Genomic DNA, 23,936 nt, shown 5'->3' with positions numbered 1-23,936 from the left:
TTTCATAATTATATCCTAAACATTGGAGTTTATATTTTTAATATTAAATGGTAATTAATATTTAAATCTTATTAGTTGAAAATACTTTCCATTATAGAAATTAACCAGATTGCAGATAAACAATCGGCACTTCCACCTGGGGATAAGTTCTTTTCTACGAATTTAATATCAAGCTGATGCAGTTGATTATTAAGCTGACTTGAATCTAAATTTGATTCTAAAATAATTGTTGCTTGCGCTTTTGCATAATTAAGTCCAGTTAATCCACCTCGCTTAATTAGACAGCTGTCATCATTAATACTGATGCAGCTCAGCAGTGCCATTTTTAAGGCGTGCTGTTTGGTATGGCCATCTCGTTTGGCTCGTTTATAGGTATTTAGGCCCTGCATTAAAGTCGGGAAGCCAGCTTCAGCTTCACCTCGAATACCGGTAACACCATGCTGGGTAAACGCCTGCTCACCAGCTGTTTTACTCTTGGTGTTATTGAGCTCTCCGGTTAGCCCTTTACACATTTTGTGTACTGTGTTTTGTAGGTGTAGCGGAGAAATCTTGATGTCTTGTACTGTCATAAACCCAAGGGCGGCGCACAATACGCCAAGGATAAATATTGCACCTTTATGGGTGTTCACTTGTTTAGTCGCTTGCAGCATGTGTTGCTCTGCCTGAACGCCAATTGGGCGCAGGGATGCGAGTAATTGAGTTAAATCATCTCCAGTAAAGGAGAGACCGAGCTGCGCAAACTCCACCATAAAAGGTTTTAATGTCATTGCACTGATACGGAAGGTCTCAATATTCATATCACAGTGCGAACCTACAGACAGTGCGGTGACTAGCCCAGGCTTGGGATGCAGATTTGCTTCGACCAATAACGCTTGGCTTGCCAACTCACCAATAATACTGGCGAGTGGGTGTAATTTTTGCGTGCGAGGCTGATGGTTATTCATTTGAACATCTCCAGCACTGCACTTCGTAGCTGTAATGGAGTGTGGGCTTGACTGCGAGCACAGGCCTTAGCTGAGTTGTCACATACGATGCATTTTCTTCGATCAAAGCCAAGTTTAGTGCGTGATAGCGGTTTGCCATCTTCGGCTATAACATCAATATCCATAAGGCGACCTAACGGCAGTGAATTTTCTAAGTTAACCATAGCCTGCTTAATATCATCACTGGTGTGATGGTTAAGCCCGACTAAGTAGTGGAAGCCAGCCTTATGGTGGAATTGTTGTTTTTTGATGATGTTTAAGGGAGTGCTGTTACACCAATTATCGATAGCCAAACAGCCTTGTAGGAACACTCGTGATGTCGCTTCATTAACCTTCACATTTCCCATCATGTTGACGGTAAAACTGATTAGTTGTGGAGCTTTCAGTTGTTGCCACGCACGCTGGGTAGCGAAGATGCGATCACGAAATTCCATTATATCTTTGGCGGTAATAGGCACTCCCTCAAACATTATTTTGCTACCTGTTTGATCTGGTCTAACAAAGAACCATCACGATAACGCACATTGGCTACGATTTTATCGGCGTATGCAATCGGTGCAGGTGTGCCGACCAGAAGCTCCGCTCGTTGTTGAAGTTCTTCAATAGCAAAGGTTTGAATACCTTGTGCTTCAAGGCGAGCTTTGACTTCTTCACGAGCAGGATTAACAGCAACACCGTGGTCAGTTACGAGCACATCGATTGATTCACCAGGAGTAACAGTGTTGAGCACGCGTTTAACCAATGTTGGGATGCGACCTCGAACTAGTGGGGCAACCACAACCGTCAATTTTGCACCTGCAGCGGCATCACAGTGACCACCTGAAGCTCCGCGAATTACCCCATCAGAACCGGTGATAACATTAACGTTAAAGTCAGTATCGATCTCTAGTGCAGATAGGATAACAACGTCAAGCTGGTCAACCGTAGCGCCTTTACTTGAAGGATTCGCGTATTGGTTAGCACTGATTTCAATATGGTTTGGGTTACGACCTAAGCTGTCTGCGGCGTGAGCATCAAAAGATTGCACATCCATAAGCTTCTTGATTAGACCTTTCTCATGAAGATCGACCATCGTTGCTGTAATGCCACCTAGACCAAAAGAGGCGGTGATGTCATTACGCACCATTTTCGATTCAAGGAAGCGAGTTACTGCTAAAGAAGCACCGCCAGACCCGGTTTGGATACTAAATCCATCTTCAAAGTAACCAGAGTGTTCAATCACATCAGCCGCTTTACGAGCAATAAGCAGTTCTCGCGGGTTAGTCGTCATACGGGTTGCACCACCACCAATCTTCGATGGGTCACCAACACGCTCTACAACGACTACGCTATCGACTTGGTCTTGGGTAAGCGAAGCTGGTGAGTGCGGGTAATCCATCAGCTGTTCGGTTAATACAACAACGTGCTTCGCATATTGGGCATCTACCATGGCATAGCCAAGAGAGCCACAACGAGATTTGCCAACCATAGCGTTTGCATTACCAAAGCTGTCTGCTGATGGTGTACCAAGGAAAGCCACATCGATGCTTAGTTCACCAGTTTGGACCAAGTGAACACGGCCACCGTGTGAGTGGATTTCAACCGGCGTTTCCATGATGCCAGCGCTGATTTCATCAGCAAGTCGACCACGAATACCTGAAGTAAAGATCTTAGAGATAACGCCAGAACGCACATGTTCAACCAAAGGCGCGTGGCAATCGGTCAATGAGCTTGATGCCAGAGTCAGGCCTTTGAAACCCATGCTCGCTATGGTCGCGAGTACGTCATTGATGAGTACATCACCAGCACGAAATGCGTGGTGAAAAGAGATAGTATCCCCATCTTTTAGGCCCGATGCTACGATCGCATCTTTGAGATCAGAGCGAAGCTTTCTATTTTGTTTGATAGATTCCATGATTATTCCTCTCTGATACCAGATTTAGCACGTTCAAGTACTAGGCGAGCTCGTTCGATGATAGGGGCATCGACCATTTTTCCGTTGAGAGATGCCACACCGAGGCCTTTAGCTTCTGCATCCGCAGCGGCTTGAATTACCGCATTTGCGTGTTTTACTTCAGCTGATGTTGGCGCGTATAGGTTGTGTAAAAGCTCAATCTGACGCGGGTTAACCAAAGATTTACCATCAAAGCCAAGTTGCTTGATGTGCTCTGCTTCTTTTAGGAATCCTTCGGTGTTGTTAGCATCAGAGTAAACGGTATCGAAGCACTGAATACCGGCCGCACGAGCTGCTTGTAGGATAGAGCAGCGAGCAAATAGAAGTTCTGTACCTTCTGGTGTACGGTTGGTTTTGATGTCGCGAACATAGTCTTCTGCACCAAGGGCGATACCGATTAGGCGTTTTGATGCAAAAGCGATCTCTTTGGCGTTGGTGATCCCCATTGCAGATTCGATAGCAGCTAGCATCTTAGTCGAACCAACTTCGCGCCCAGATGCTTGTTCTGCTTCTGCAATTGCTTGTTCCATATCGATAACATCTTGTGCGGAATCGGTTTTGGCTAGGCGAACCACGTCAACACCAGCAGTCACTACTGCGTTTACGTCAGCACGGCCCCATTTTGAGTCCAGCGCGTTGACACGAACTACGGTCTCAATATCTTGATAAAGAGGATGGCGCAGTGCGTTGAAAAGGATCAGACGAGCGGTATCCTTTTCACGAAGAGAGACGTTGTCTTCAAGGTCAAACATGATGGCATCAGCATCATAGATAAAGGTGTTGGACACCATGGCTGCATTCGACGAAGGAACGAACAGCATTGAACGACGCATCTTCATACGATCTTCTCCCATGGTAGGACTTGTTGTTTCGCACCGCGAAGTGCCGTCGCTTGTACGCGAGCAGTGATAATACAGTCTAGCGCTCCAGAATCAGTGATACGCCACTGACCGTTGGTCACGTTAAGTTTGTTCAATTCACCACGAACGTGTTGTTCAATTGCATCTCGAAATTGTATTGCTGAAGAGCTAACCCATAGTGAAAATTCTTCACTTGGTTCAACTTCAACAAACAAGTCTGAGCTTTCTAGGGTGCCAGCAACCGCTGACTCACATATTTTCATTTCAGCCTCGTTAGATTTGTAGCGCATAGCCACATTTTTCAATTAGATAATTAATAGTGGTAATAGGGAGAAGATTGACTATTGAAGACGCGGTTTGGGATAGCTGGCGCCTTGCTGTCGAAGCCGAAATACAGCTTCCTTCTGTATTTAGTCGTTCAAGCTCGGTGACTTGAATTTGAGGTGGAAGGTTCTGCTTCATTACGCCGTTGTAGTTATTGGTTACGGCGCAGTTTGGTTCACTGCCGACGAATCTGTGAGTGATAGCGAGGCTCGGAGCGATATATTTCTTAAATACTTCACAATCTATCTCGGCGTGCAGTTGATTCACCAAGCCACTCTTTTTCAAAAAATAAGAGGGGAAAGTACGGCGGCTGATGATGAACTCATTGCCTGCGTGAACTGTGATATTCGAGAGATGTGATGTGCCTTGTTTGACCATGGCAAAGCGATCTACAAAAGAGAATTCTTGGTCGTTGTCATTGACGACAAAGATGTGTAGCCAATCGCACTGGCTTGCCGATTGCTCTGCAATATAAGCATGTCCTTTGGTGAATGGATTAGCATTAATTACAACCACCCCGATTTTATCGCCAGATACACGCTGTTTCCGTAGATCATCTTGTAGTTGTTGCAGCTTGTCTGGACGATTGATAAGCAGCACTGAGTTGCGATTTAGTGAGGTCAAAGGGGTAAAGCCCATAGACTCAAAGATGGTTACTTTATCTGGGGTGGTAAAGATAGACAGACTCTTACGGCCAAGTTGGTGGGCGGTTAGCAGTATCTCAGTGACCATGCTGCGTGATAGCCCTTCGCCTTTAAATGCCTCTTTAATTGCAAAGTACTTAACTATGTTGCCGACCAAAGCAACACAGCCTACCAACTCGTTATCTTCGCGATGGGCAGTACAGAAATATTCAGCATCCCCCTCATAACGCAGTCCTTGCGTATCTAATAGCTCCTTTATGTCATCTAAATTGATGATAGATTGTGCGTTTGTAATTGCTATATTCATTTGGATACCCCATCTCTTGCGTTCAGTTTCGCTCAATTAGGGAAAGTAAAAGCTTGATCAAAATCAATTTCGCCAGGCGCGCAAATGCAGCTAATAAATTTAAATACCTGCTTGATTGTGCTAGCCACTCATCTTGGTAATCTATAGTTCTCTGATGTCGGAAATGTTCATCCTGTGATTTATGCTTAGTTGGCAAAGTGCGAAGAGTTAAGTTTGCAAAGAGAGTAATTGTTGGAAGGAAGGCGTGATGAAATTTAAAATACGAATTTTAGTGATTCAGTCGTTAGTAGCCGTGTTGATAGCTATTTTTTGTGTGTTTACGACTTTGGGCGCAATTGACTCCGTTCTGTCTAACGACCGTATGCACGAGTCTCGAAATTTAGCTATGGTGTTAGCGGTAAACGCCGTAGTGGTAAAGGCGACTAAACAAAAAGATACTCGCGCGCTGGACTCGTTTTTTCGGCACGCGACACATATTCAGTCTGACTATGTGGTCATCACCACTGAAGATGGCACTAGGCTATATCATACCGATCCAGCCAAAGAGATCGGTAAGGTTCAAGGAGAGAGTTTTCAAAGGGTAATGCGTGGTGAGGTTGTGACTCTATACCATACTGGATTGTCGGGACTTGGTATAAAGACACGCGCGCCAATTTATGACAATCATGAGATTGTAGGTATGGTGTCAGTCGGGTATTTGGAGAGCCATGTTCATTCTCTTGCAACTCAATATCTTGTTCAAACAATCATGTTAGCTGTTGTGTTGCTGTTATCTATGCTGCTGTTCTCGTGGATGTTTTCAAATTACGTACAACAGCAGCTATCCGGTATGACGCCAGCTCAAATAGCGCGCGCATTTCGTCTACGCATTGGTATTTTGAACTCGGTTGCTGAGGGAGTCATTGCGGTCGATACTTCGGGTAAGATCATGGTTATTAACAAGAGTGCCATAAATATTCTAGGTATAGAAAAACTGAGAGAATCCTTATTTGATAGCCATGTTTCAGAGCACTGTTACCCGAGTGATCTTTTTATACCACAAGCAGAAGAAGAGGTGAGTGAAACCACAGTTAATATCAACGGGGAAACTCTACTAGCCTCGCGCACCATAATGCGCGATGAACAAAAGATTATAGGTTATGTGGTGAGTTTCAGACCACGAAATACGCCTGCTATGCTGCAGCTTATGGTGCGTCAGGTGGCGAAGGAACGCGATGCGATGCGGGTGGTGACGCATGAGTATGCGAATAACATGGCGGTAGTGTCAGGTATGTTAGAGATGCAGATGTATGAGCAGGCCCTTAAATTTATTCATAAGGAAAATAACGTGCTCCAGCAAGATCTTTCGCAGATTACGGGCCATTTTCACCCTATGGTAGCAGCGCTTATTCTGAGCAAAAAACACCGTTCATCCGAGCTTGGGTATAAACTTACTATTGTTGAAGGTTCAAGCTTACGTCTAAATAACTCGCCTTTAACTGCCGATGAAGTTGCGACTATCCTCGGTAATCTGTTAGACAATGCTTATGAAGCGATAGCCAAAACTCATCGTAAAGAGGGAGAGATTGAGTTATTTGTCACTGATGTAGGTAAAGAGATCGTCATTGAGGTATACGATAATGGAATAGGCATTAGTGATGATAAAAAAGATAAAATCTTTAGAGACAGATTTACCAGTAAAGAAGAAGATGCCGCTATGCATGGAGTAGGATTGGCGTTAATCCACGGTTTGGTAACTCGTGCTGGTGGGGATATCGTTGTTGAGGATAATGAGCCAAATGGAACGGTAATTGGTCTGTTTGTCCCGAAACTGGAGAATGAAAGTGATAAATAAGATAAAGACGCTGGTGGTTGAGGATAAGCTAGAGCTGGCAGAAATGATCGCCGCCTATATAGGGCAGAATCCTTACTATGAGGTGGTCGGGATAGCATCGACGTTAGCCGATGCTAAGTTTTTGCAAAACACCATGCAACCCCATCTCATTATCTTGGACAACTACCTACCAGATGGCAGTGGCATAGAATGGCTGAGACGACTGAGAACCAGCTCAGCTTCTGATGTGGATGTTATCTTGCTGACCGCCACCTCGGATGCGCAGAATGTTACTTCGGGCATTAGGTTAGGCGCTTTTGACTATTTGATAAAACCGTTAGCCCTTATTTCATTTAATGATGTATTGAATCGTTTCCGAGATTACTATCGGACCATAAATGGTAAGACGGAGTTAAAGCAGTCTGAAGTGAATCGAGCCTATGGAGTACGCCGCGATAGTAAAGTGGTTGATGAGTTACCTAAGAATATTGACCAATTAACACTGCAACGCGTGATAGAAGCGTTCGGCTCCGAAACTGAACAGACCTCTGATTCAGTTAGTGGTTTAGTTGGAGTGAGTAAAACAACTGCACGGCGTTATCTTGAATATGCAGTGAACCTTGGATTTCTTGAAGCGAGTGTCTCTTATGGTAGTGTAGGCAGACCGACACGTATCTATAAAAAAGTCGGTTAGATAAATAATTATTCGTTCAGTTTTTTAGAAACTCGGATTTTCAATTTTAGTGACCACTATAAAAGTGGCTGAGTTGTACAGTTCTATAAATGAAAGGCGCAGATGAATGCGTCTTTTTTTTATCTTGAGTTTATATGTACAAGCGTTAGACCGGTAAGACGTTTAAAAATTGAAAGAAGCAGAGAAAGTAGGTGAATTGATAGCAATTTTGTTCAATAACGGGTTTTAAAGTTTCGGTACTTTAGTGTTTTAGCAAAAGAATAGACGAAACAGTTATGGAACCATTATGGGTAGCTATGTTCACATTTGCGATGATTGGAGCTGTGTCCCCCGGGCCGGTAAATATCGTGGCAACCAGCACTTCGGCTAATTACGGGCTAAAGACTTCGTTGTGGTATGTATTAGGAGCAAGTATTACTTATGCCACTATCGTCTTCTGTTCGGGGAGTCTATTGCGATTTTTGGCCATTGGGATTCCAGATATTGCATGGTTAATGAAAATTGTAGGGACACTTTTTTTACTCTATCTCGCAAAGAAAATTGCTTTTGCGCCATATCAAAGTATTGAATCTATTTCGCAAGACAAAGCCCCTAATGCGTGGCAGGGCGCATTTTTGCAATGTATAAATCCTAAGGCTTGGTTAGTTGCGATGTCGGGTATTAGTTTATATGTTGTCGATCAGCCATCGTCTTACATCGCACTGCTGCTCTTTACCATGATATCTCTCGCAGCATGTTTAGTGGGGGTGGCGAGTTGGGCATTTTTAGGGCAGGCGATAAAGGTATTACACTCTGAGGTAAAGCAGACAATGTTCAACCGAGGTATGGCTGGACTACTCGTGGTTTCGATAGCAAGTATTTGGCTATAAGGAGAATGACATGGCGAAGGAACGCACGGTCGCTTTTAAGCAAAGCACCTTGTTGCCAAACATAGAAATTAGAATAGCGGATAGATCGAGCGCATGCTATGACGCACATTCTCACGATGAATTTTCGTTTGGTGTTATTCAGCAAGGCGCTGCTCAGTACCGCAACCTAGGTTCGCAACACCAAATAGGGGGTGGCGATATTGTTACTATTAACCCCGCAGATATTCATTCTTGCAATCCTGCTACAGTAAGTTGGTCTTACAACATGCTATTTGTGAATACTCATTGGATGGGTAATATCCAACAGCAAATAACAGGAGATAGACAAAACGATTATTGTGCGTTTTTGCACAATTACGAGAGAGGATACGAGGTTAGAAACAGCTTTCAACGCCTTTACACTTCTCTTGTCAATGGTCATTCCTATCTCGAGGCCGAAACTCATTTTTATGGTTTTATTGAAGAATGTTTCCAACAGCCGACCCCCGATACTTTGCGTGCAACGTCCGTGTTACCTCACCTTCAGCGCGTAAAAGAAAAACTATTGGATAACGTTGAATACAACTTGCGCTTGTCTGAGATCGCGGATGAGGTGGGCGTTAGTCAATATCATCTTATTCGTAGTTTCAAACGGTTCTATGGGTTATCACCGCATGCGTATTTACTTGATGAGCGGATTAAACGTGCGAAATCCATGCTTAAGATGGGGCAAACAATTGTCGACACTTCAAACGCGCTCGGTTTTTCTGATCAAGCGCATTTTCAACGTAATTTTAAGAGGAGGGTGGCAGTAACACCAAGGGTTTATCAATCCTTTTTCCTCTGATTTTATCATTGCATTCTGCTCGTTTCTAAATCCTACCTTAGTCTAAATTGTCGACAATTTTCTTATTGTCGACAATTTAGTCATGTATGCTGTTTTCTTGTTGCTAAGTTGTTAATATTTTTGGTGTGACAATCAGAAGTGATCTGCATGAATATGAATACTACGATAAAAGATCTCAGCTTAAGTGCAAACACAAAAACACGTGTGAGCGATAAAGAGAACACTAAATCAGAAAACCTCACTGAGTATCTCGTAGAGGCGATTGTTAACGGTGAATTACCACAGGGCAGTAAGATTTCGGAGCCTGAATTGGCTAAACGCTTTGAAGTCAGTCGAGGCCCATTACGTGAAGCGATAATGCGAGTTGAAGGACTTGGCCTGATCGAACGCATTCCTCATGTTGGCGCGCGAGTTATTACCTTTTCGGCAGACAAACTACTCGAGTTATACGCAGTGCGAGAGGCATTGGAAGGTATGGCGGCTCGCTTAGCAGCAAGACATATCACACAAGAAGAGCTTGTCGGGCTTGAAGGGTTATTGTCGACACACTCAAAACACATCGATGAAGTCGAAGGGTCTTCTTACTTTCATCAACATGGGGATTTCGATTTCCATTACCGCATTATTAAAGCGAGTCGTAACAGCAAACTCATTTCGTTGTTGTGTGACGAGCTTTATCACCTATTACGCATGTATCGCTACCAATCGCCAAGAGCACAGTCTCGTCCAAAAGAGGCGATCGATGAACACAAATACATCCTACAAGCGATTCGTAATCGTGATGAAGAGCTAGCAGAAATGCTAATGCGACGACACATCTCGGGTAGTCGATTGCTAATAGAACAACAAATTCAATCCAAAGATCTTGAATAACGGGCGACTGGTATTTGCTAACGGTTCTTCGCTGGCGAGAGCTAAACATCAGCAGTCAGAAAGCTTAGAAATTAACAATGAACAGGGAGCGTCATTATGAAGTTATCAGCAGGAGCTAAGTTCCGACAAGCTGTGCAAGACAACGACCCATTACAGATTGTCGGCACGGTGAATCCGTATTGCGCGATGATGGCAAAGAACTTGGGGCATCAGGCGATTTATTTGTCGGGTGGAGGTATCGCCAATGCGTCTTATGGTTTGCCAGATCTAGGCATCACCACATTGAACGATGTGTTGGTGGATGTGGAACGTATTACCAATGCGTGTGATCTGCCATTGCTGGTGGATATCGATACGGGTTTTGGTGGCGCATTTAATATTGCACGTACCATTCGCGCGATGGAAAAAGCGGGTGCCGCTGCGATTCACATGGAAGACCAAGTTGCTCAGAAACGTTGTGGTCATCGACCCAATAAAGCGATTGTAAGTCAGCAAGAGATGGTCGATAGAGTCAAAGCGGCAACCGATGCTAGAACCGATGACAGCTTTGTGATCATGGCGCGTACCGATGCATTGGCGGTTGAAGGCATTGATAGCGCGATTGAACGCGCGATTGCGTGTGTTGAAGCGGGCGCAGACATGATCTTCCCAGAAGCGATGAATCAACTCGATCAATACGTGAAATTCTCTGCGGCGCTGAAATCAGCAACGGGTAAGCACGTGCCTATTCTTGCGAACATCACTGAATTTGGCCAAACACCACTCTACAACTGTAACGAGTTAGCCCAATCAAGTGTCGACATGGTGCTTTACCCATTGAGTGCATTCCGCGCGATGAATAAAGCGGCGGAGAATGTTTACAAGCACTTGTTAGTTGAAGGCAATCAAGAAGCTCTATTGGATTCAATGCAAACCCGTAAAGAGCTTTACGAACACCTGAATTACCACGACTACGAGAACAAGCTTGATCAGTTGTTTTCAAGCGAAGGGTAAACCGGTTTCAATTAATCAAAAATCAACTTAATCCAATAACGTGAAAGGGTTCGTCGCCATATCCAGTACCGTTGATAAAGATCATCGGACATATAAACAGGTAGCACCAAAGAGTGCAGGCGACTAACACAGAAAAGGAGTTCACCATGTCTGTATCTTTGAGTGATAAAGCCGCTGTCGAAAAGGCTTCAACAGAAAACCAACAACCAAGTGAAAAATCAGCTAGCGCACCTGCAATCGGTGGTGCTGGTCTACGTGGCCAGAGTGCGGGAACCACGGCGCTATGTACGGTCGGAAAATCAGGAACCGGTTTAACCTACCGTGGTTATGATATTACCGATCTTGCTAATCATGCTCAGTTCGAAGAAGTGGCCCACCTGCTACTAAGAGGTCATTTACCCAATGAAAAAGAGCTAGACGATTACAAAACATTGTTGATTGGTCTGCGCGGCTTACCTCAACCTTTGAAAGCTGCACTAGAGCTTATCCCTGCAGACGCTCATCCAATGGATGTGATGAGAACGGGCTGTTCAATGCTAGGTAATCTAGAGCAAGAGTCTGATTTTTCTGAGCAACTGTCCGCGACCGAACGAATGCTCGCACTTTTCCCTGCGATTATTTGTTACTGGTATCGCTTTAGCCATGATGGCGTGCGCATTGACACTGAAGATCAAAGCGAAGCCTGTCTGGGTGGCTACTTCTTGAAAATGCTAACAGACAAAACTCCAAGTGAACTTCATAAGAAGGTGATGCACTGCTCGCTCACCCTATACGCGGAACATGAGTTTAATGCTTCAACCTTTGCCGCTCGTGTGTGTGCATCAACACTGTCAGATATCCACTCTTGTGTCACCGCAGCGATTGGTACGTTGCGAGGTCCTTTACATGGTGGTGCGAATGAAGCGGCGATGGAAATGATCCAAGATTGGCAAACCGCTGATGAAGCAGAAAACAACATCATGCAGATGCTTGCTAACAAAGACAAAATCATGGGCTTCGGTCATGCCATTTATCGTGAAAGCGACCCACGAAATGCGCTCATCAAGCGTTGGTCAAAAGAGCTAGCTCAAGAGGTGGGAGATAAGCAGCTTTACGCCGTTTCTGAGCGTGTTGAAGCGGTAATGAAGCGCGAGAAGGGACTGTTTTGTAACGCAGATTTTTTCCACGCGTCGGCTTACCACTTCATGGACATTCCAACCAAGTTGTTTACTCCGATCTTCGTGATGAGCCGCCTGACGGGGTGGGCTGCACACGTGTTTGAGCAAAGAGAAAACAATCGAATTATTCGTCCAAGTGCAGACTACACCGGGCCAGAGCATCAAGACTGGCTACCAATCCATTTACGTTAGTCCTCTATATCGAGCCGACTTATATCTCGAGGTGACTTTCTCTTCATGTGATAAGGCCTCGAGAACCAACGAATAGAATTTAACAGATAATGGTGGATGTATGTCTGATGTAAAACTTGAGAAAAACCAGAGCCGTGATGAAAATGCAAGCCTTGAAAATAGAAAGTATCGAAAGGTTCTACCGGGAACGGGCTTAGAATATTTCGATGCTTGCGAAGCGATAGAAGCAATATCCCCGGGCGCTTATAAAACCTTGCCTTATACGTCACGAGTATTGGCAGAGCAATTGATAAGGAACTGTGACCCTGTAACTCTAGATCGCAGCTTAAAACAGATCATTGAACGAAAGAGTGACTTAGATTTCCCTTGGTATCCTGCGCGCGTGGTGTGTCATGACATTCTTGGCCAAACAGCCCTAGTAGATTTGGCGGGGTTAAGAGACGCGATTGCCGACCAAGGCGGCGACCCTGCCAAGGTTAACCCAGTGGTCGAAACCCAACTGATTGTTGACCATTCGCTGGCAGTGGAACACGCGGGTTTTGAGAACCAAGCGTTTGATAAAAACCGCGCGATTGAAGAGCGTAGAAACGAAGACCGTTTTCATTTTATTGAATGGTGTAAAACCGCGTTTAAAAACGTGAGTGTGATCCCTGCTGGTAACGGGATCATGCACCAGATTAACTTGGAGAAGATGTCTCCGGTGATTCAATCCAAAGAGGGCATCGCGTTTCCTGATACTTGTGTCGGCACAGACAGCCATACACCGCACGTTGATGCTCTGGGCGTTATTGCGATTGGTGTGGGCGGCTTGGAAGCTGAGACAGTGATGCTCGGTCGTCCGTCAATGATGCGTTTGCCTGATATTGTCGGCGTTAAACTGACGGGTCAACGACAAGAAGGGATAACCGCAACGGATATTGTGCTGGCGATTACTGAGTTTCTTCGTAATCAGAGAGTGGTCTCAAGCTATTTGGAATTCTTCGGTGAAGGGGCTCGTGCACTGACCATTGGTGACCGAGCAACCATCTCAAACATGACGCCAGAATACGGTGCGACTGCGGGTATGTTCTACATCGATGAGCAGACCATTCAATACCTGAAACTCACGGGTCGTGAGCCTGAGCAGGTTGAACTGGTCGAACGCTACGCCAAGCAAACTGGGCTATGGGCTGACGATCTCGATTCTGCTCAATATGAACGGGTATTAGAGTTTGATTTGTCGAAGGTTGAGCGCAATCTTGCAGGGCCATCCAATCCCCATCGTCGTTTGCCAACCAGAGAGCTGGCTGAACAAGGTATCAGTCAAACATCTTGGAAAGAGCAGCATGCTAAGCAGTACAGCGATGGCCAGATGCCTGATGGTGCCGTAATCATCGCAGCGATTACCTCTTGTACTAACACCAGTAATCCAAGAAATGTGGTCGCCGCGGCATTGGTGGCTAAGAAAGCCAATCAACTTGGATTAGTTCGTAAGCCGTGGGTGAAAACATCATTTGCGCCGGGTTCTAAAGTTGCCAAGCTCTATCTTGAGTCGGCAGGTTTGCTTCCTGAGTTGGAACAATTAGGCTTTGGTATCGTCGGTTATGCGTGTACGACATGTAACGGAATGAGTGGGGCGTTGGATCCTACAATCCAACAAGAGATCATCGACCGCGACCTCTATTCAACCGCGGTGTTATCGGGGAATCGAAACTTTGATGGTCGAATCCATCCCTATGCCAAACAAGCGTTTTTAGCCTCACCGCCATTGGTGGTTGCTTACGCGTTGGCGGGTACGATTCGCTTTGATATCGAGAAAGACAGCTTAGGTACTGACATCAACGGCAAGCCAATCTACTTAAGTGATTTATGGCCGAGTGATGCCGAGATCGATGCCGTTGTCGGTGAGCATGTTAAACCTCAGCAATTTCAACAAATCTACCTAAAAATGTTCCAGCCAGACGAGGATCAGGTAACGACAGCACCGCTTTATGACTGGCGACCTCAAAGTACCTATATTCGTAGACCACCTTATTGGGAAGGGGCTTTGGCGGGAGAACGAAGCCTATCTGGTATGAGACCTTTGGCTATTCTGGGTGACAACATTACCACCGATCACTTATCTCCATCAAATGCGATTCTCGCTTCGAGTGCGGCGGGGGAATACCTCACTAAAATGGAAGTGCCGGAAGAGGACTTTAACTCTTACGCGACCCATCGAGGTGATCACTTAACCGCGCAACGAGCAACATTCGCCAACCCTAAACTGTATAACGAAATGGTGAAGGACGCTGGAGAAGTCGTGCAAGGTTCATTGGCACGAGTTGAGCCAGAAGGACAGGTTACGCGAATGTGGGAAGCGATAGAAACCTACATGAATCGCAAGCAACCCTTGATTGTTGTTGCGGGGGCCGATTATGGACAAGGTTCATCACGTGACTGGGCAGCCAAAGGGGTGCGCTTAGCGGGTGTTGAAGTGATTGTTGCCGAAGGATTTGAACGAATCCACAGAACAAATTTAGTCGGCATGGGTGTGCTGCCTCTACAATTCAAAGCGGGAACCAATCGCAACACCCTAGAATTGGACGGTACCGAGCTTTACGATGTGTACGGCGACATTGAAGCGGGTTCTGATTTGGCTTTAGTGATTACTCGCAAAAACGGTGAAAAGCTGGATGTTCCCGTAACCTGCCGATTAGACACCGCAGACGAAGTGAATGTGTACAGCGCTGGTGGTGTGTTGCAACGTTTCGCCAAAGACTTTCTTGCAAATTAGGAGCTGGGTATGAACATCAAACAGATTAAAGTACCTGCTACTTACATGCGGGGCGGAACAAGCAAAGGTGTCTTTTTCAACCTAAGTGACTTACCTGAAGCTGCGCAAGTCGCCGGAGAAGCACGAGACGCATTACTTCTGCGTGTGATTGGCAGCCCGGACCCTTATGGCAAGCAAACCGATGGTATGGGTGGTGCGACATCCAGTACCAGTAAAACTGTTATTGTTTCGAAAAGCAGTAAAGCCGATCACGATGTTGATTACCTATTCGGCCAAGTGGCAATAGATAAGCCGTTCGTTGACTGGAGCGGTAACTGCGGCAATCTGTCTGCTGCTGTAGGCCCATTCGCTATTCATAGTGGATTGGTCGATTCGAATCGTATTCCAGAAAACGGTGTGGTCGAGGTGCGAGTATGGCAAGTGAATATAGAGAAAACCATTATTGTTCACGTGCCTATCGTTAATGGTGAAGTCCAAGAGTTGGGTGACTTTGAACTCGACGGTGTGACTTTCCCCGCCGCGGAGATCCAAGTCGATTTTCTAGACCCAGCCGATGCGAGTGGTTCAATGTTTCCGACAGGGAATGTTGTCGATTTTTTAGATGTTCCCGATTTGGGTTGCATCAAAGCGACATACATTAATGCTGGGATACCCACCATTTTTGTTGATGCGGAATCGGTTGGTTACCAAGGCACAGAGCTTCAATCCGATATCAATAGCGATACCAAAGCCTTGGCTCTGTTTGAATCCATCCGAGCACATGGTGCGGTTGCGATGGGGCTTATTGATTCCCTAGAGCAAGCTGAATCACGCCAACATACACCTAAAGTTGCGTTTATTGCTAAGCCTCAAGCGTACCAAGCTTCCAGTGGAAAAGTGGTTGCTGCCGAAGATACTGACCTTCTGGTGCGTGCTTTGTCGATGGGGCAACTGCATCACGCCATGATGGGGACAGCTGCGGTCGCCATTGCTTCAGCGGCAAGCGTCCCGGGCACCTTAGTCAATTTGGCAGTCGGTGAGGGATGTCGTGATTTCGTGACCTTTGGCCACCCGTCAGGAACTTTAAAAGTGGGTGCTAAAGCGATCCAAACAGAAAGCGGTTGGAAAATAGAACGGGCGTTTATGAGTCGTAGTGCCCGAGTGATCATGGAAGGTGCCATTCGGGTGCCTTTTCCCAAGTAAAGCGCAGCTGTGGTGGTTTTCATCGAAAAAACGAGATTAAAACATCGGATTCATTCAATAGCTTGTATCGATACGAGCGATCAGTAAACTAGACGCACTGAGATATTAATTGAGTTTGAGAAGTGTACTTGTCATGAAGGTTACATTAAGGGCTGCAAAGCACACGGATTTGGAACAACTTAACGAGTTAATGTTCGATCTCCACCATCACCACCATCTTGCGAGCCCAGAGCACTTTAAAACGGCAGAAGAGATTGAGCAGGAAAAAAGCATTGCACGATACTTGGACGATCCTGAATGCTTAGTTTATGTGGCATTAAAAGGCGAGTTCGTTGTTGGCTTTATCTCAGGACATTTTTGTGAACTCATCTCAACGGTGAGTAAACCTGTGCCTATGGGGAGTGTCGATGAACTGTTTGTCTTACCTGATTATCGAAAAGAATCGATAGCTGAAAAGTTATTTAGCAAAGTTGAAGCGACTTTTGATGATTATGGGGTTGAACAAATTTTTGTAGAAGTTTGGGACTTTAATTCACCTGCCAAGGACTTCTATCAAAAAATGGGGTTCACCCCTCACATTCAATGGATGAGAAAGGCTTTGCACAAAACATAGACAGCGATTTTGTGTGGTTTTGATTACACTAGGTAGGATGCTTTAGCAGTTTTAAATTTCTTCTATTATTTATTAGGCAAATTCGTTGGTTATTCGATATCTATTCGTTTTCATACTGTCTCTTTTGAGTACGACTTCCGTTTGGGCAAACAACACTTTGCCCGATCATATCGCTGGCGCTTTGTGTGTGGTGCGCGCTGATAACCAAATTGTGTTGGTTGATGAGTTGATCACAGGCCAATTGTCTTTACCGGGAGGTACGGTTGTTTCTGGTGAGCCGCCAGCGGTCGCCGCGCAACGTGAAACCTGGGAAGAAGCGGGTTTGTCCGTCACTGTTGGTGATGTATTGGGGTATACCGATAGTGCCGTTGTGTATGACTGTATCTCGGATTCTGAAGTGATCAGTTACAAAGCTCGAAATGAGTTAGGTGGCTTTGAGCTGCCTATTTGGTTTGCCCCTCATTACGGCGTCGAAGTCAGCCGAGCGATGTTACTTCCACCGAGTGAGTTGCAAGCTCACCAATACCGCTATCCCGATCAGTGGTCTGAGATTAACGAGCTGTTTTTATCTGCGACAGATCAACCCGTGACGTATGTGACTGAGTTGGTGGGCGCGGCACCCAAAGTTCATCAGGTTGAATTAGGTTGGATTGTATCGCTTAAAAATGCATTCGAAATGATGCCAAGCGTGTTTGCGAATACTGTGTTGTTGACTGACCTGATAGCGAAACCATGGGTTTTCATTGTGATATTACCACTCATAGCCTGGTACTTTGGTCGTCACTTCGCGTTGAAGTTTGGCTTTACTTTGATCTCGGTAACATTGCTGACTTTAATCGCGCACCAAGGCTTTGGTTTTCCACGTCCACACGCTTACTTGCCAACATTGAAACTGGTGATGAGCAGTGGATATAGCTTCCCAAGCTTGCTGGCTGCCTTGTGGGTTAGTTTAAGCTTGTTAGTGTTTTGGAAGTTAAAGTGTTTGTTAGAGCAGAAATCGATATTGATAGTGCTCGCAGGTCTACTGTGGATCATGCTATTTAAGTCTTATTCAGGTAGTGCGTTCTTTAGTGATGTCTTAATGGGCGGTATATTAGGCGCATTAACGACGTGGCATATTGTCAGATTAGATGCCAAACCTGATGTTGATATTAGTGCCTTATTGAGCTCTAAAGGTGTTTGGTGGGCATTGTGCTTACTGTCGATCGTTCTCACGATGATATGGCCACTGCCAACCTTCTCTTTCTGGGTGGCTATTTTGATGACGATTGCATGTTTAGTGACGTTAACAGATTCGAAGCCTTTGGTCGGCCAGTTCTCATTTAAGATCGTGGTTGGAGTGATGGCGATGTTGCTAGCGGGAAATCTGCTGATTAGCTGGGCAGGAAGTTTTGTCTCTTTCAGTGGTATTGCTTCTTTTATTATTGAAACGTTACGCTTCCCAATCTTGATTCTGTTTGGTGTGGTGGCATTTCGTCTGCCATGGAAAAGAGAGTAATCGACTCGACTAACATAAAATCAAAAAGGCTGTGCAGTGCACAGCCTTTGTCATTTATGCAACAAGCAACAAGTCACACTAGAGCCTGTTGAGCGTTTATGAGTTGAAGATAAACTTCTCAATCGCGACTGCGACACCATGGTCGTCGTTGCTCGCTGTGATGTGATCGGCGAGTTTCTTGGTCTCTTCCATTGCGTTGTCCATGGCAATGCCAAGGCCTGCGTATTCAAGCATATGGTGATCGTTTTCAGCGTCACCCATGCAGATGACTTCTTCCGCTTTAATACCCATATGCTTAGCTATCGCCTCAATACCGACACCCTTATTTGATTTCGGGTTTAGGAACTCTAAGAAGAATGGTGCACTTTGTACGATAGTAAACTGAGTCTTAAGCGCTTGTGGCAACTTGCCGATGATTTCAGTCAGCTTACTTGGTTCAGCGACAATCATGGTCTTGATGATTTCGTGGTCATCTTCGAGCTGAGAAAAGTCGAACTCGGTGATATCTAAGCCATTAATACGCGCTTCAATACCAGTGTACTCATTGTTCTCAGGTGTGATTAAGCCGTGAACCTTGCTGAAAGCATGAACATAACCCCCAAGCTGTTCAGCGAGGGCAGCAATCTCTTTTGCGGCTTTACCGTTGCTGATCTCACTGTGAATGATCTCTTTTGTCGATACGTTCTGAACCATTGAGCCGTTGTAGAAGAGGACAAAGTCATCGTCACCGTTAATTGAAAGCTCATCGAGTTTACTTTGCATACCTTCTAAAGGGCGGCCAGACGCGAGAACCACTTTCACACCGGCAGCTCGAGCTTTGGCAATCGCATCTTTGTTCTCTTGAGAAATCACTTTTTCACTGTTGAGTAGTGTGCCATCCATATCAAGAGCAATCAGTTTGTACATGTTGTTCCTTACTAAAAAATAAAAGCTAACGAAATCTAATAAGTGAAAGGATAAGGGAACTTCAAACTTCAGGCTATGCCTTTGATCAACTCATTTACCCGTACTCATTTGTTTGACCAAAAGAGGTAAGTGCTTTAAGGTCTGCGGTTGATTAATTTCATCAAATGATTGAGCTGAGGAAAAGTTGTACAAGATTAATGAAATGTTTGAAACCATTCAGGGTGAGGGCGTGTTTACGGGCGTTCCTGCTGTTTTTGTCCGTCTGCAAATTTGCCCAGTCGGCTGTTCTTGGTGTGATACCAAACAGACCTGGGAAGCCTTACCCGAAGATGAAACCAGCCTTGGCGATATTATGGTTAAGACAGAAGATTCACCCACTTGGTCAGCAATCGATGCTCAAGGAATCGTGAATGAATATATCAAGCAAGGTTACACTGCTAAGCACATTGTGATAACCGGCGGTGAGCCGTGCATTTATGATCTTGTTCCTTTGACTGAAGCATTTGAGCAACACGGTTGTCGCTGTCAGATTGAGACTAGCGGAACATCAGAAGTACAAGCCACATCGGGCACTTGGGTTACGGTGTCACCAAAGGTAGCGATGAAAGCGAAGCTCGAAATCTTAGATAGCGCCTTACAACGTGCTAACGAAATTAAGCATCCAGTCGGTACAAGCAAAGATATCGAACAACTTGACGGTTTATTGGAGCGGGCAGCGGTTGCTAGCGACACTGTTGTTGCACTGCAACCCATCAGCCAAAAAGACCGCGCGACTCAACTTTGTATTGATACCTGCATTGAGCGCAATTGGCGCTTATCAATCCAAACTCACAAATATTTGAGCATCGCATAAGTTGTATTTTTACTAGACAAGATAAGTCGTTAGTAGAAGGTTCTCATAAGGATTTAAGATGAAAAAAGCAGTGGTAGTATTCAGTGGTGGCCAAGACTCGACAACGTGTCTTGTTCAAGCATTAAAAGAGTATGATGAAGTTCATGCGATTACGTTTGATTATGGTCAGCGCCATCGACTTGAGATTGAAGTCGCTCAGTCATTGTCGAAAGAGCTTGGTGTGAAAGCGCACAAAGTGATGGATGTGACTCTGTTGAATGAACTGGCTATCAGTTCTCTGACTCGTGACGATATTCCAGTGTCTCATGAGCTACAAGAGAATGGGTTGCCGAACTCATTTGTTCCAGGCCGTAATATTCTGTTTTTAACTCTAGCGGGGATTTACGCTTACCAAATCGGTGCTGAAACCGTGATTACCGGTGTGTGTGAAACAGATTTCTCGGGTTACCCTGATTGTCGTAATGACTTTGTGAAGGCGATGAACTCAGCACTTGTACAAGGTATGGATAAGCCGCTTGATATCAAAACACCGCTAATGTGGCTTAACAAGGCCGAAACATGGGCGTTGGCAGATCAATACTCTGCACTTGAGTTGGTTCGCAATAAAACACTGACTTGTTACAACGGCATTGTTGGTGATGGCTGTGGCGATTGCCCGGCATGTGAACTGCGTAAAGTTGGCCTTAACGATTACCTAGGTGATCGCGAAAGCATTATGGCTGAGTTGGTTCGTAAACAGGTTGAGAGTAAATAGCGTCCGACCGTTTAAACCGCCATGTTATGGGGTAAGGGCTTAGTCTCGACAGTGACTTGTTGTCGATGATAGTTTCGATTTATTCGTTATATTAATCGAGAGCTTTTGATGCGATATATCGAGTTTGTTGATGAATATCAGTCGTGCGTGTTCGCACGACTGATAGTCGAAATTAAATGTATAATTTCGCTAAATCAGAAGGTTCGAGTTCTTTGCCTTCTAATGCTGCATTCCAGTTAGTGCCAACAAGAACGCCGTCTTCTGCAAGCGTAAGTAGCCAATCTTCGACAAAGATGTCTAGTGGGATTTCTAAAACTTCAAAATCTGCCCACTCTTCAACGTTATGAGTTTGAGCATCTTCTTTTGAAGACCAAAAAGGCATTACTTCGCTGTTTTCGAACTCACTTGAGTCACATGCTAGCCAACCTTCTTCGTTACGAAGGCCCCATACCAATTTAGTTTCTTGTGTTTCAGAAACGAATAGCTCTAGATTTGTTTGAATATCAGCGGTAAGTTTGCTCATGGATTAATTCTCTATGTTGATAACATAGCAAGGTTAACATTATAGTCGGCTTAGGTATATGCTATTTAAGGAATTGTAAGGAAACTGAAACGTCATCTCAAAACAACGTTTCAGTTATGTGTGTAGAATATATTCACTTATTAATTTTTGTGAATATATGCCATTCTTCTTTGATATTGCCTTTAAACCCAACGACGGAGGCGACGACTTTCCGGTTTAATGCGTGATCGATTTGGGTTCCCTGATCGTCGAAAGCAGTGTCTCCGAATCCAATAATAGTCACTCTCGATGGCTCTATGCCATTGCTTATCAGGGCTCGTCTAACATTTGATGCTCTTTCTTTGGATAGATCTAAGTTATGCTCCGTATTTCCGACTTTGCTTGCGTAGCCGTGTAAACGAATGGTGGTGTTCCTATAACGCTTGAGAAACGCCGCCATCTGGCGAATTTGCCCAAGAAATACCGGGTTTATTTCTGTTGAGTTGTTGGCAAATAAAATATGCAGTTCTTTCTGCTCAGTAGATTCGAAGTACGAACCACAACCATCATTATCTATCTCAGCTCTAAGTGGTGTATCTATACATAGATCTCGAGCATTGATAACACCATCATTATCATCATCTTCAAGATCATAACTTTGTTGGATATCGGGTAGTGCACGATATTCAAACTCATCCTTGCTTGGTTCAGCCAAAATGTTGGTTGATGCAGCCATTAAACAGAATGGGAATACAGTTTTTAACAGTTTCATTAATATTCCACCTTTTCATTCCATGCTTGAGGCGTATCGACACGTAGCCCTGTCAGTAAGTTGCCTGTTGCATTCATGACTCGATACTTCGCATATTGTTCGTCATACTTGGCGTCTAAGTAACCTTTGCGCGCTTCAAAGAGTTCATTTTCAGTATTCAATAAATCCAGAAGTGTTCGTTTACCAATGCGGTATTGCTTTTCGTAGGAGATAACGGTGTCTGACGCAGAATCTACGTGATCGGATAGAAACTCTTTCTGTTGGACCGTCAAATCAAGAGCACTCCATGACAAACGTAGGCTTTCTTCTACATTGCGAAATGTGCTTTCACGAAGATCTTTGGATTTATTGAGTTGATAGGCTGCACTTTCTGCACGGTCTTGATCCGCGCCCCCGTTATACAGGTTATATCTTAAGCGGACCATTGCAGAAAACTCATCACTGCTTCCTTTGTTTCCACCAGCATCGTCACGCCAAGTTTGAGCAGCTTCGAAAGAAATGGTCGGGTAGTTTGTACTTTTAGATTGTTTGTATTGGAAGCGAGCGGAATCGACATCTGCTTGGGCAATTTTGATAACGGGATGTTGGTTAAAAGCTTTCGCAAGAGCGCCATCTACAGTGTATGGAATCGCTCCAATATCTGCGCGAGGAAATACTAAACCTAAAGGGGCTTGGCCAACAATGCGTTTAAATTGAGTATGTGTATCAAACAAATTGTTTTGTGCTGCAAGTAAATTACCATGTGCTTTGGCGATACGAGCTTCAACTTGAGACATGTCTGCTGTCGAGCCTATACCCGATTCAACACGTTTTTGAATATCTTTATAGATCTCTTTGTGCTTGGCTAAGTTATTTTCAGAAAGAGACAGAACTTCATAAGCTTTGACTGCATCTAGGTATATTTTTGTCACTTCAAGCGCTATATCTTGGGCGTCTGAGAGTAATTGGTAACGAACCGATTCAGTGTCTGCTGCTGTACGATCAATGTCGTTTGATGTGTTTGCACCATCCCAAATGAGTTGAGTCAACGTCACGGTTGCCTCTTTACGCGTTAGGTTTGTCGAGTTCTGATTTGTTACTAGATCGGTGTGTTCATAGCCAATTCCAGCATCTAGATCGATACTTGGCCGGTAAGCTCCGCCTGAAGCATCGTTGATATAACGCTTACTTAAGTATTCACTATAAGCACTTTTGATTTCTGGGTTACTTTCTAGTGTCAAAGCGACAGCTTGCTCCAGAGTTTGCGCTTTTGCCACAAAGGTCATTGCTATCGCGAGCCCTAATGTAGTTGTTTGAATCCTATTCAATTTCCCTCTCCAAAATGAATTGCATCTAAATGTTAATTTTTCTGAATACTATATAAAATACAAATGAAACGCCAAAAAAATCACGTAAAACAAAGATGGTGTACATGGGTGGTTGCTTTTTTGTTAGTTATTTACCGTGCGATTTGCGTTGTGTTTTAAAGTGATATTTCTGATGTTGGTTTTATTATTTTAATAAATACAATAACTTAAGTGGTTGCTTGCGGTGGGTGTAATGTCGTCAGATGCGACCGTTGTCATCAAAATGTATTAATCTTTGTTAATTATTCAATTCATATCTATGCATTATGTAACCTTGGGTGTTATAT

23 protein-coding genes are annotated in these 23,936 nt (G+C 44.6%); 13 read left to right on the top strand and 10 right to left on the bottom strand.

The annotated features are described in order from the left end of the window. Positions 1–71: 71 nt before the first annotated feature. The 6 genes from citG to citC are packed head-to-tail and all read right to left on the bottom strand — an operon-like array spanning position 72 to position 5,051. Positions 72–944, bottom strand: coding sequence for a triphosphoribosyl-dephospho-CoA synthase CitG (gene citG / locus L4B77_RS15725; RefSeq protein ID WP_429751564.1), 873 nt, complete (start codon positions 942–944; stop codon positions 72–74). Continuing rightward, the gene (gene citX, locus L4B77_RS15720) at positions 941–1,453 is read right to left on the bottom strand and encodes a citrate lyase holo-[acyl-carrier protein] synthase (RefSeq protein ID WP_429751562.1); all 513 of its coding nucleotides are present in this window, start codon (positions 1,451–1,453) and stop codon (positions 941–943) included. The genes citG and citX overlap by 4 nt, the downstream gene beginning before the upstream one ends. Next, complete coding sequence (gene citF, locus L4B77_RS15715) at positions 1,453–2,877, bottom strand: citrate lyase subunit alpha (protein WP_429751560.1); 1,425 nt, start codon at positions 2,875–2,877, stop codon at positions 1,453–1,455. The genes citX and citF overlap by 1 nt, the downstream gene beginning before the upstream one ends. Positions 2,878–2,879: 2 nt before the next feature. After that, positions 2,880–3,755: an aldolase/citrate lyase family protein gene (locus L4B77_RS15710; RefSeq protein ID WP_429751558.1), complete on the bottom strand. Its 876-nt coding sequence runs from the start codon at positions 3,753–3,755 to the stop codon at positions 2,880–2,882. Further along, positions 3,752–4,039: a citrate lyase acyl carrier protein gene (gene citD, locus L4B77_RS15705; protein WP_261839552.1), complete on the bottom strand. Its 288-nt coding sequence runs from the start codon at positions 4,037–4,039 to the stop codon at positions 3,752–3,754. Before citD ends, L4B77_RS15710 begins: the two co-directional genes overlap by 4 nt. 10 nt (positions 4,040–4,049) lie before the next feature. Next, positions 4,050–5,051 (bottom strand): [citrate (pro-3S)-lyase] ligase, encoded by a 1,002-nt coding sequence (gene citC / locus L4B77_RS15700; RefSeq protein WP_261839553.1) that lies wholly within the window; start codon positions 5,049–5,051, stop codon positions 4,050–4,052. Between the two features lie 247 nt (positions 5,052–5,298). On the opposite strand from citC, the gene L4B77_RS15695 reads away from it, so the two are divergent. From L4B77_RS15695 to L4B77_RS15645, 11 genes are all read left to right on the top strand, one after another. Continuing rightward, a complete protein-coding gene (locus L4B77_RS15695; protein ID WP_429751556.1) occupies positions 5,299–6,885 on the top strand; it encodes an ATP-binding protein in 1,587 nt (528 codons plus the stop codon). Beyond that, positions 6,875–7,558: a response regulator gene (locus L4B77_RS15690; protein ID WP_261839555.1), complete on the top strand. Its 684-nt coding sequence runs from the start codon at positions 6,875–6,877 to the stop codon at positions 7,556–7,558. The genes L4B77_RS15695 and L4B77_RS15690 overlap by 11 nt, the downstream gene beginning before the upstream one ends. A gap of 275 nt (positions 7,559–7,833) precedes the next feature. Continuing rightward, positions 7,834–8,427 carry a LysE family translocator gene (locus L4B77_RS15685; RefSeq protein ID WP_429751553.1) on the top strand — a complete coding sequence of 198 codons (594 nt, stop codon included), beginning with the start codon at positions 7,834–7,836 and terminating at the stop codon, positions 8,425–8,427. A 10-nt stretch (positions 8,428–8,437) separates the two neighbouring features. Further along, positions 8,438–9,253: an AraC family transcriptional regulator gene (locus L4B77_RS15680; RefSeq protein WP_429751551.1), complete on the top strand. Its 816-nt coding sequence runs from the start codon at positions 8,438–8,440 to the stop codon at positions 9,251–9,253. Between the two features lie 153 nt (positions 9,254–9,406). Continuing rightward, positions 9,407–10,126, top strand: coding sequence for a GntR family transcriptional regulator (locus L4B77_RS15675; RefSeq protein ID WP_429751566.1), 720 nt, complete (start codon positions 9,407–9,409; stop codon positions 10,124–10,126). A gap of 96 nt (positions 10,127–10,222) precedes the next feature. Beyond that, positions 10,223–11,119: a methylisocitrate lyase gene (gene prpB, locus L4B77_RS15670; RefSeq protein WP_017082680.1), complete on the top strand. Its 897-nt coding sequence runs from the start codon at positions 10,223–10,225 to the stop codon at positions 11,117–11,119. A 146-nt stretch (positions 11,120–11,265) separates the two neighbouring features. Further along, on the top strand, positions 11,266–12,468 hold the full coding sequence (prpC, locus tag L4B77_RS15665) for a bifunctional 2-methylcitrate synthase/citrate synthase (protein ID WP_429751548.1): 1,203 nt from the start codon (positions 11,266–11,268) through the stop codon (positions 12,466–12,468). A 100-nt stretch (positions 12,469–12,568) separates the two neighbouring features. Then, complete coding sequence (gene acnD, locus L4B77_RS15660; RefSeq protein ID WP_429751546.1) at positions 12,569–15,223, top strand: Fe/S-dependent 2-methylisocitrate dehydratase AcnD; 2,655 nt, start codon at positions 12,569–12,571, stop codon at positions 15,221–15,223. A 9-nt stretch (positions 15,224–15,232) separates the two neighbouring features. Next, positions 15,233–16,405: a 2-methylaconitate cis-trans isomerase PrpF gene (prpF, locus tag L4B77_RS15655; protein WP_429751544.1), complete on the top strand. Its 1,173-nt coding sequence runs from the start codon at positions 15,233–15,235 to the stop codon at positions 16,403–16,405. Positions 16,406–16,538: 133 nt separating this feature from the next. Further along, complete coding sequence (locus L4B77_RS15650; RefSeq protein WP_429751542.1) at positions 16,539–17,018, top strand: GNAT family N-acetyltransferase; 480 nt, start codon at positions 16,539–16,541, stop codon at positions 17,016–17,018. An 85-nt stretch (positions 17,019–17,103) separates the two neighbouring features. Continuing rightward, the gene (locus tag L4B77_RS15645) at positions 17,104–18,516 is read left to right on the top strand and encodes an NUDIX domain-containing protein (RefSeq protein ID WP_429751540.1); all 1,413 of its coding nucleotides are present in this window, start codon (positions 17,104–17,106) and stop codon (positions 18,514–18,516) included. A gap of 96 nt (positions 18,517–18,612) precedes the next feature. On the opposite strand, the gene L4B77_RS15640 is transcribed toward L4B77_RS15645, so the two are convergent. Beyond that, positions 18,613–19,422 (bottom strand): Cof-type HAD-IIB family hydrolase, encoded by an 810-nt coding sequence (locus L4B77_RS15640; protein ID WP_429751538.1) that lies wholly within the window; start codon positions 19,420–19,422, stop codon positions 18,613–18,615. A gap of 184 nt (positions 19,423–19,606) precedes the next feature. On the opposite strand from L4B77_RS15640, the gene queE reads away from it, so the two are divergent. Both queE and queC read left to right on the top strand, forming a co-directional pair. Beyond that, positions 19,607–20,275, top strand: a complete 669-nt coding sequence (queE, locus tag L4B77_RS15635) for a 7-carboxy-7-deazaguanine synthase QueE (protein WP_429751536.1) — start codon at positions 19,607–19,609, stop codon at positions 20,273–20,275. Positions 20,276–20,333: 58 nt separating this feature from the next. Then, on the top strand, positions 20,334–21,029 hold the full coding sequence (gene queC / locus L4B77_RS15630) for a 7-cyano-7-deazaguanine synthase QueC (RefSeq protein WP_261839566.1): 696 nt from the start codon (positions 20,334–20,336) through the stop codon (positions 21,027–21,029). A 172-nt stretch (positions 21,030–21,201) separates the two neighbouring features. On the opposite strand, the gene L4B77_RS15625 is transcribed toward queC, so the two are convergent. The 3 genes from L4B77_RS15625 to L4B77_RS15615 all read right to left on the bottom strand — a co-directional run bounded on the left by L4B77_RS15625 (position 21,202) and on the right by L4B77_RS15615 (position 23,610). Further along, the gene (locus L4B77_RS15625) at positions 21,202–21,552 is read right to left on the bottom strand and encodes a DUF2750 domain-containing protein (protein WP_261839567.1); all 351 of its coding nucleotides are present in this window, start codon (positions 21,550–21,552) and stop codon (positions 21,202–21,204) included. A 133-nt stretch (positions 21,553–21,685) separates the two neighbouring features. Continuing rightward, the gene (locus tag L4B77_RS15620; protein WP_429751533.1) at positions 21,686–22,303 is read right to left on the bottom strand and encodes an OmpA family protein; all 618 of its coding nucleotides are present in this window, start codon (positions 22,301–22,303) and stop codon (positions 21,686–21,688) included. After that, positions 22,303–23,610, bottom strand: coding sequence for a TolC family outer membrane protein (locus L4B77_RS15615; RefSeq protein ID WP_456293965.1), 1,308 nt, complete (start codon positions 23,608–23,610; stop codon positions 22,303–22,305). Before L4B77_RS15615 ends, L4B77_RS15620 begins: the two co-directional genes overlap by 1 nt. Positions 23,611–23,936 lie beyond the last annotated feature (326 nt).

This window comes from Vibrio minamisatsumaniensis (genome assembly GCF_050337445.1).
Taxonomy (GTDB): Bacteria; Pseudomonadota; Gammaproteobacteria; order Enterobacterales; family Vibrionaceae; genus Vibrio; species Vibrio artabrorum.
The sequence above is the reverse complement of the archived record's forward strand: the minus strand, read 5'-3'. Positions and strand labels throughout refer to the sequence as shown.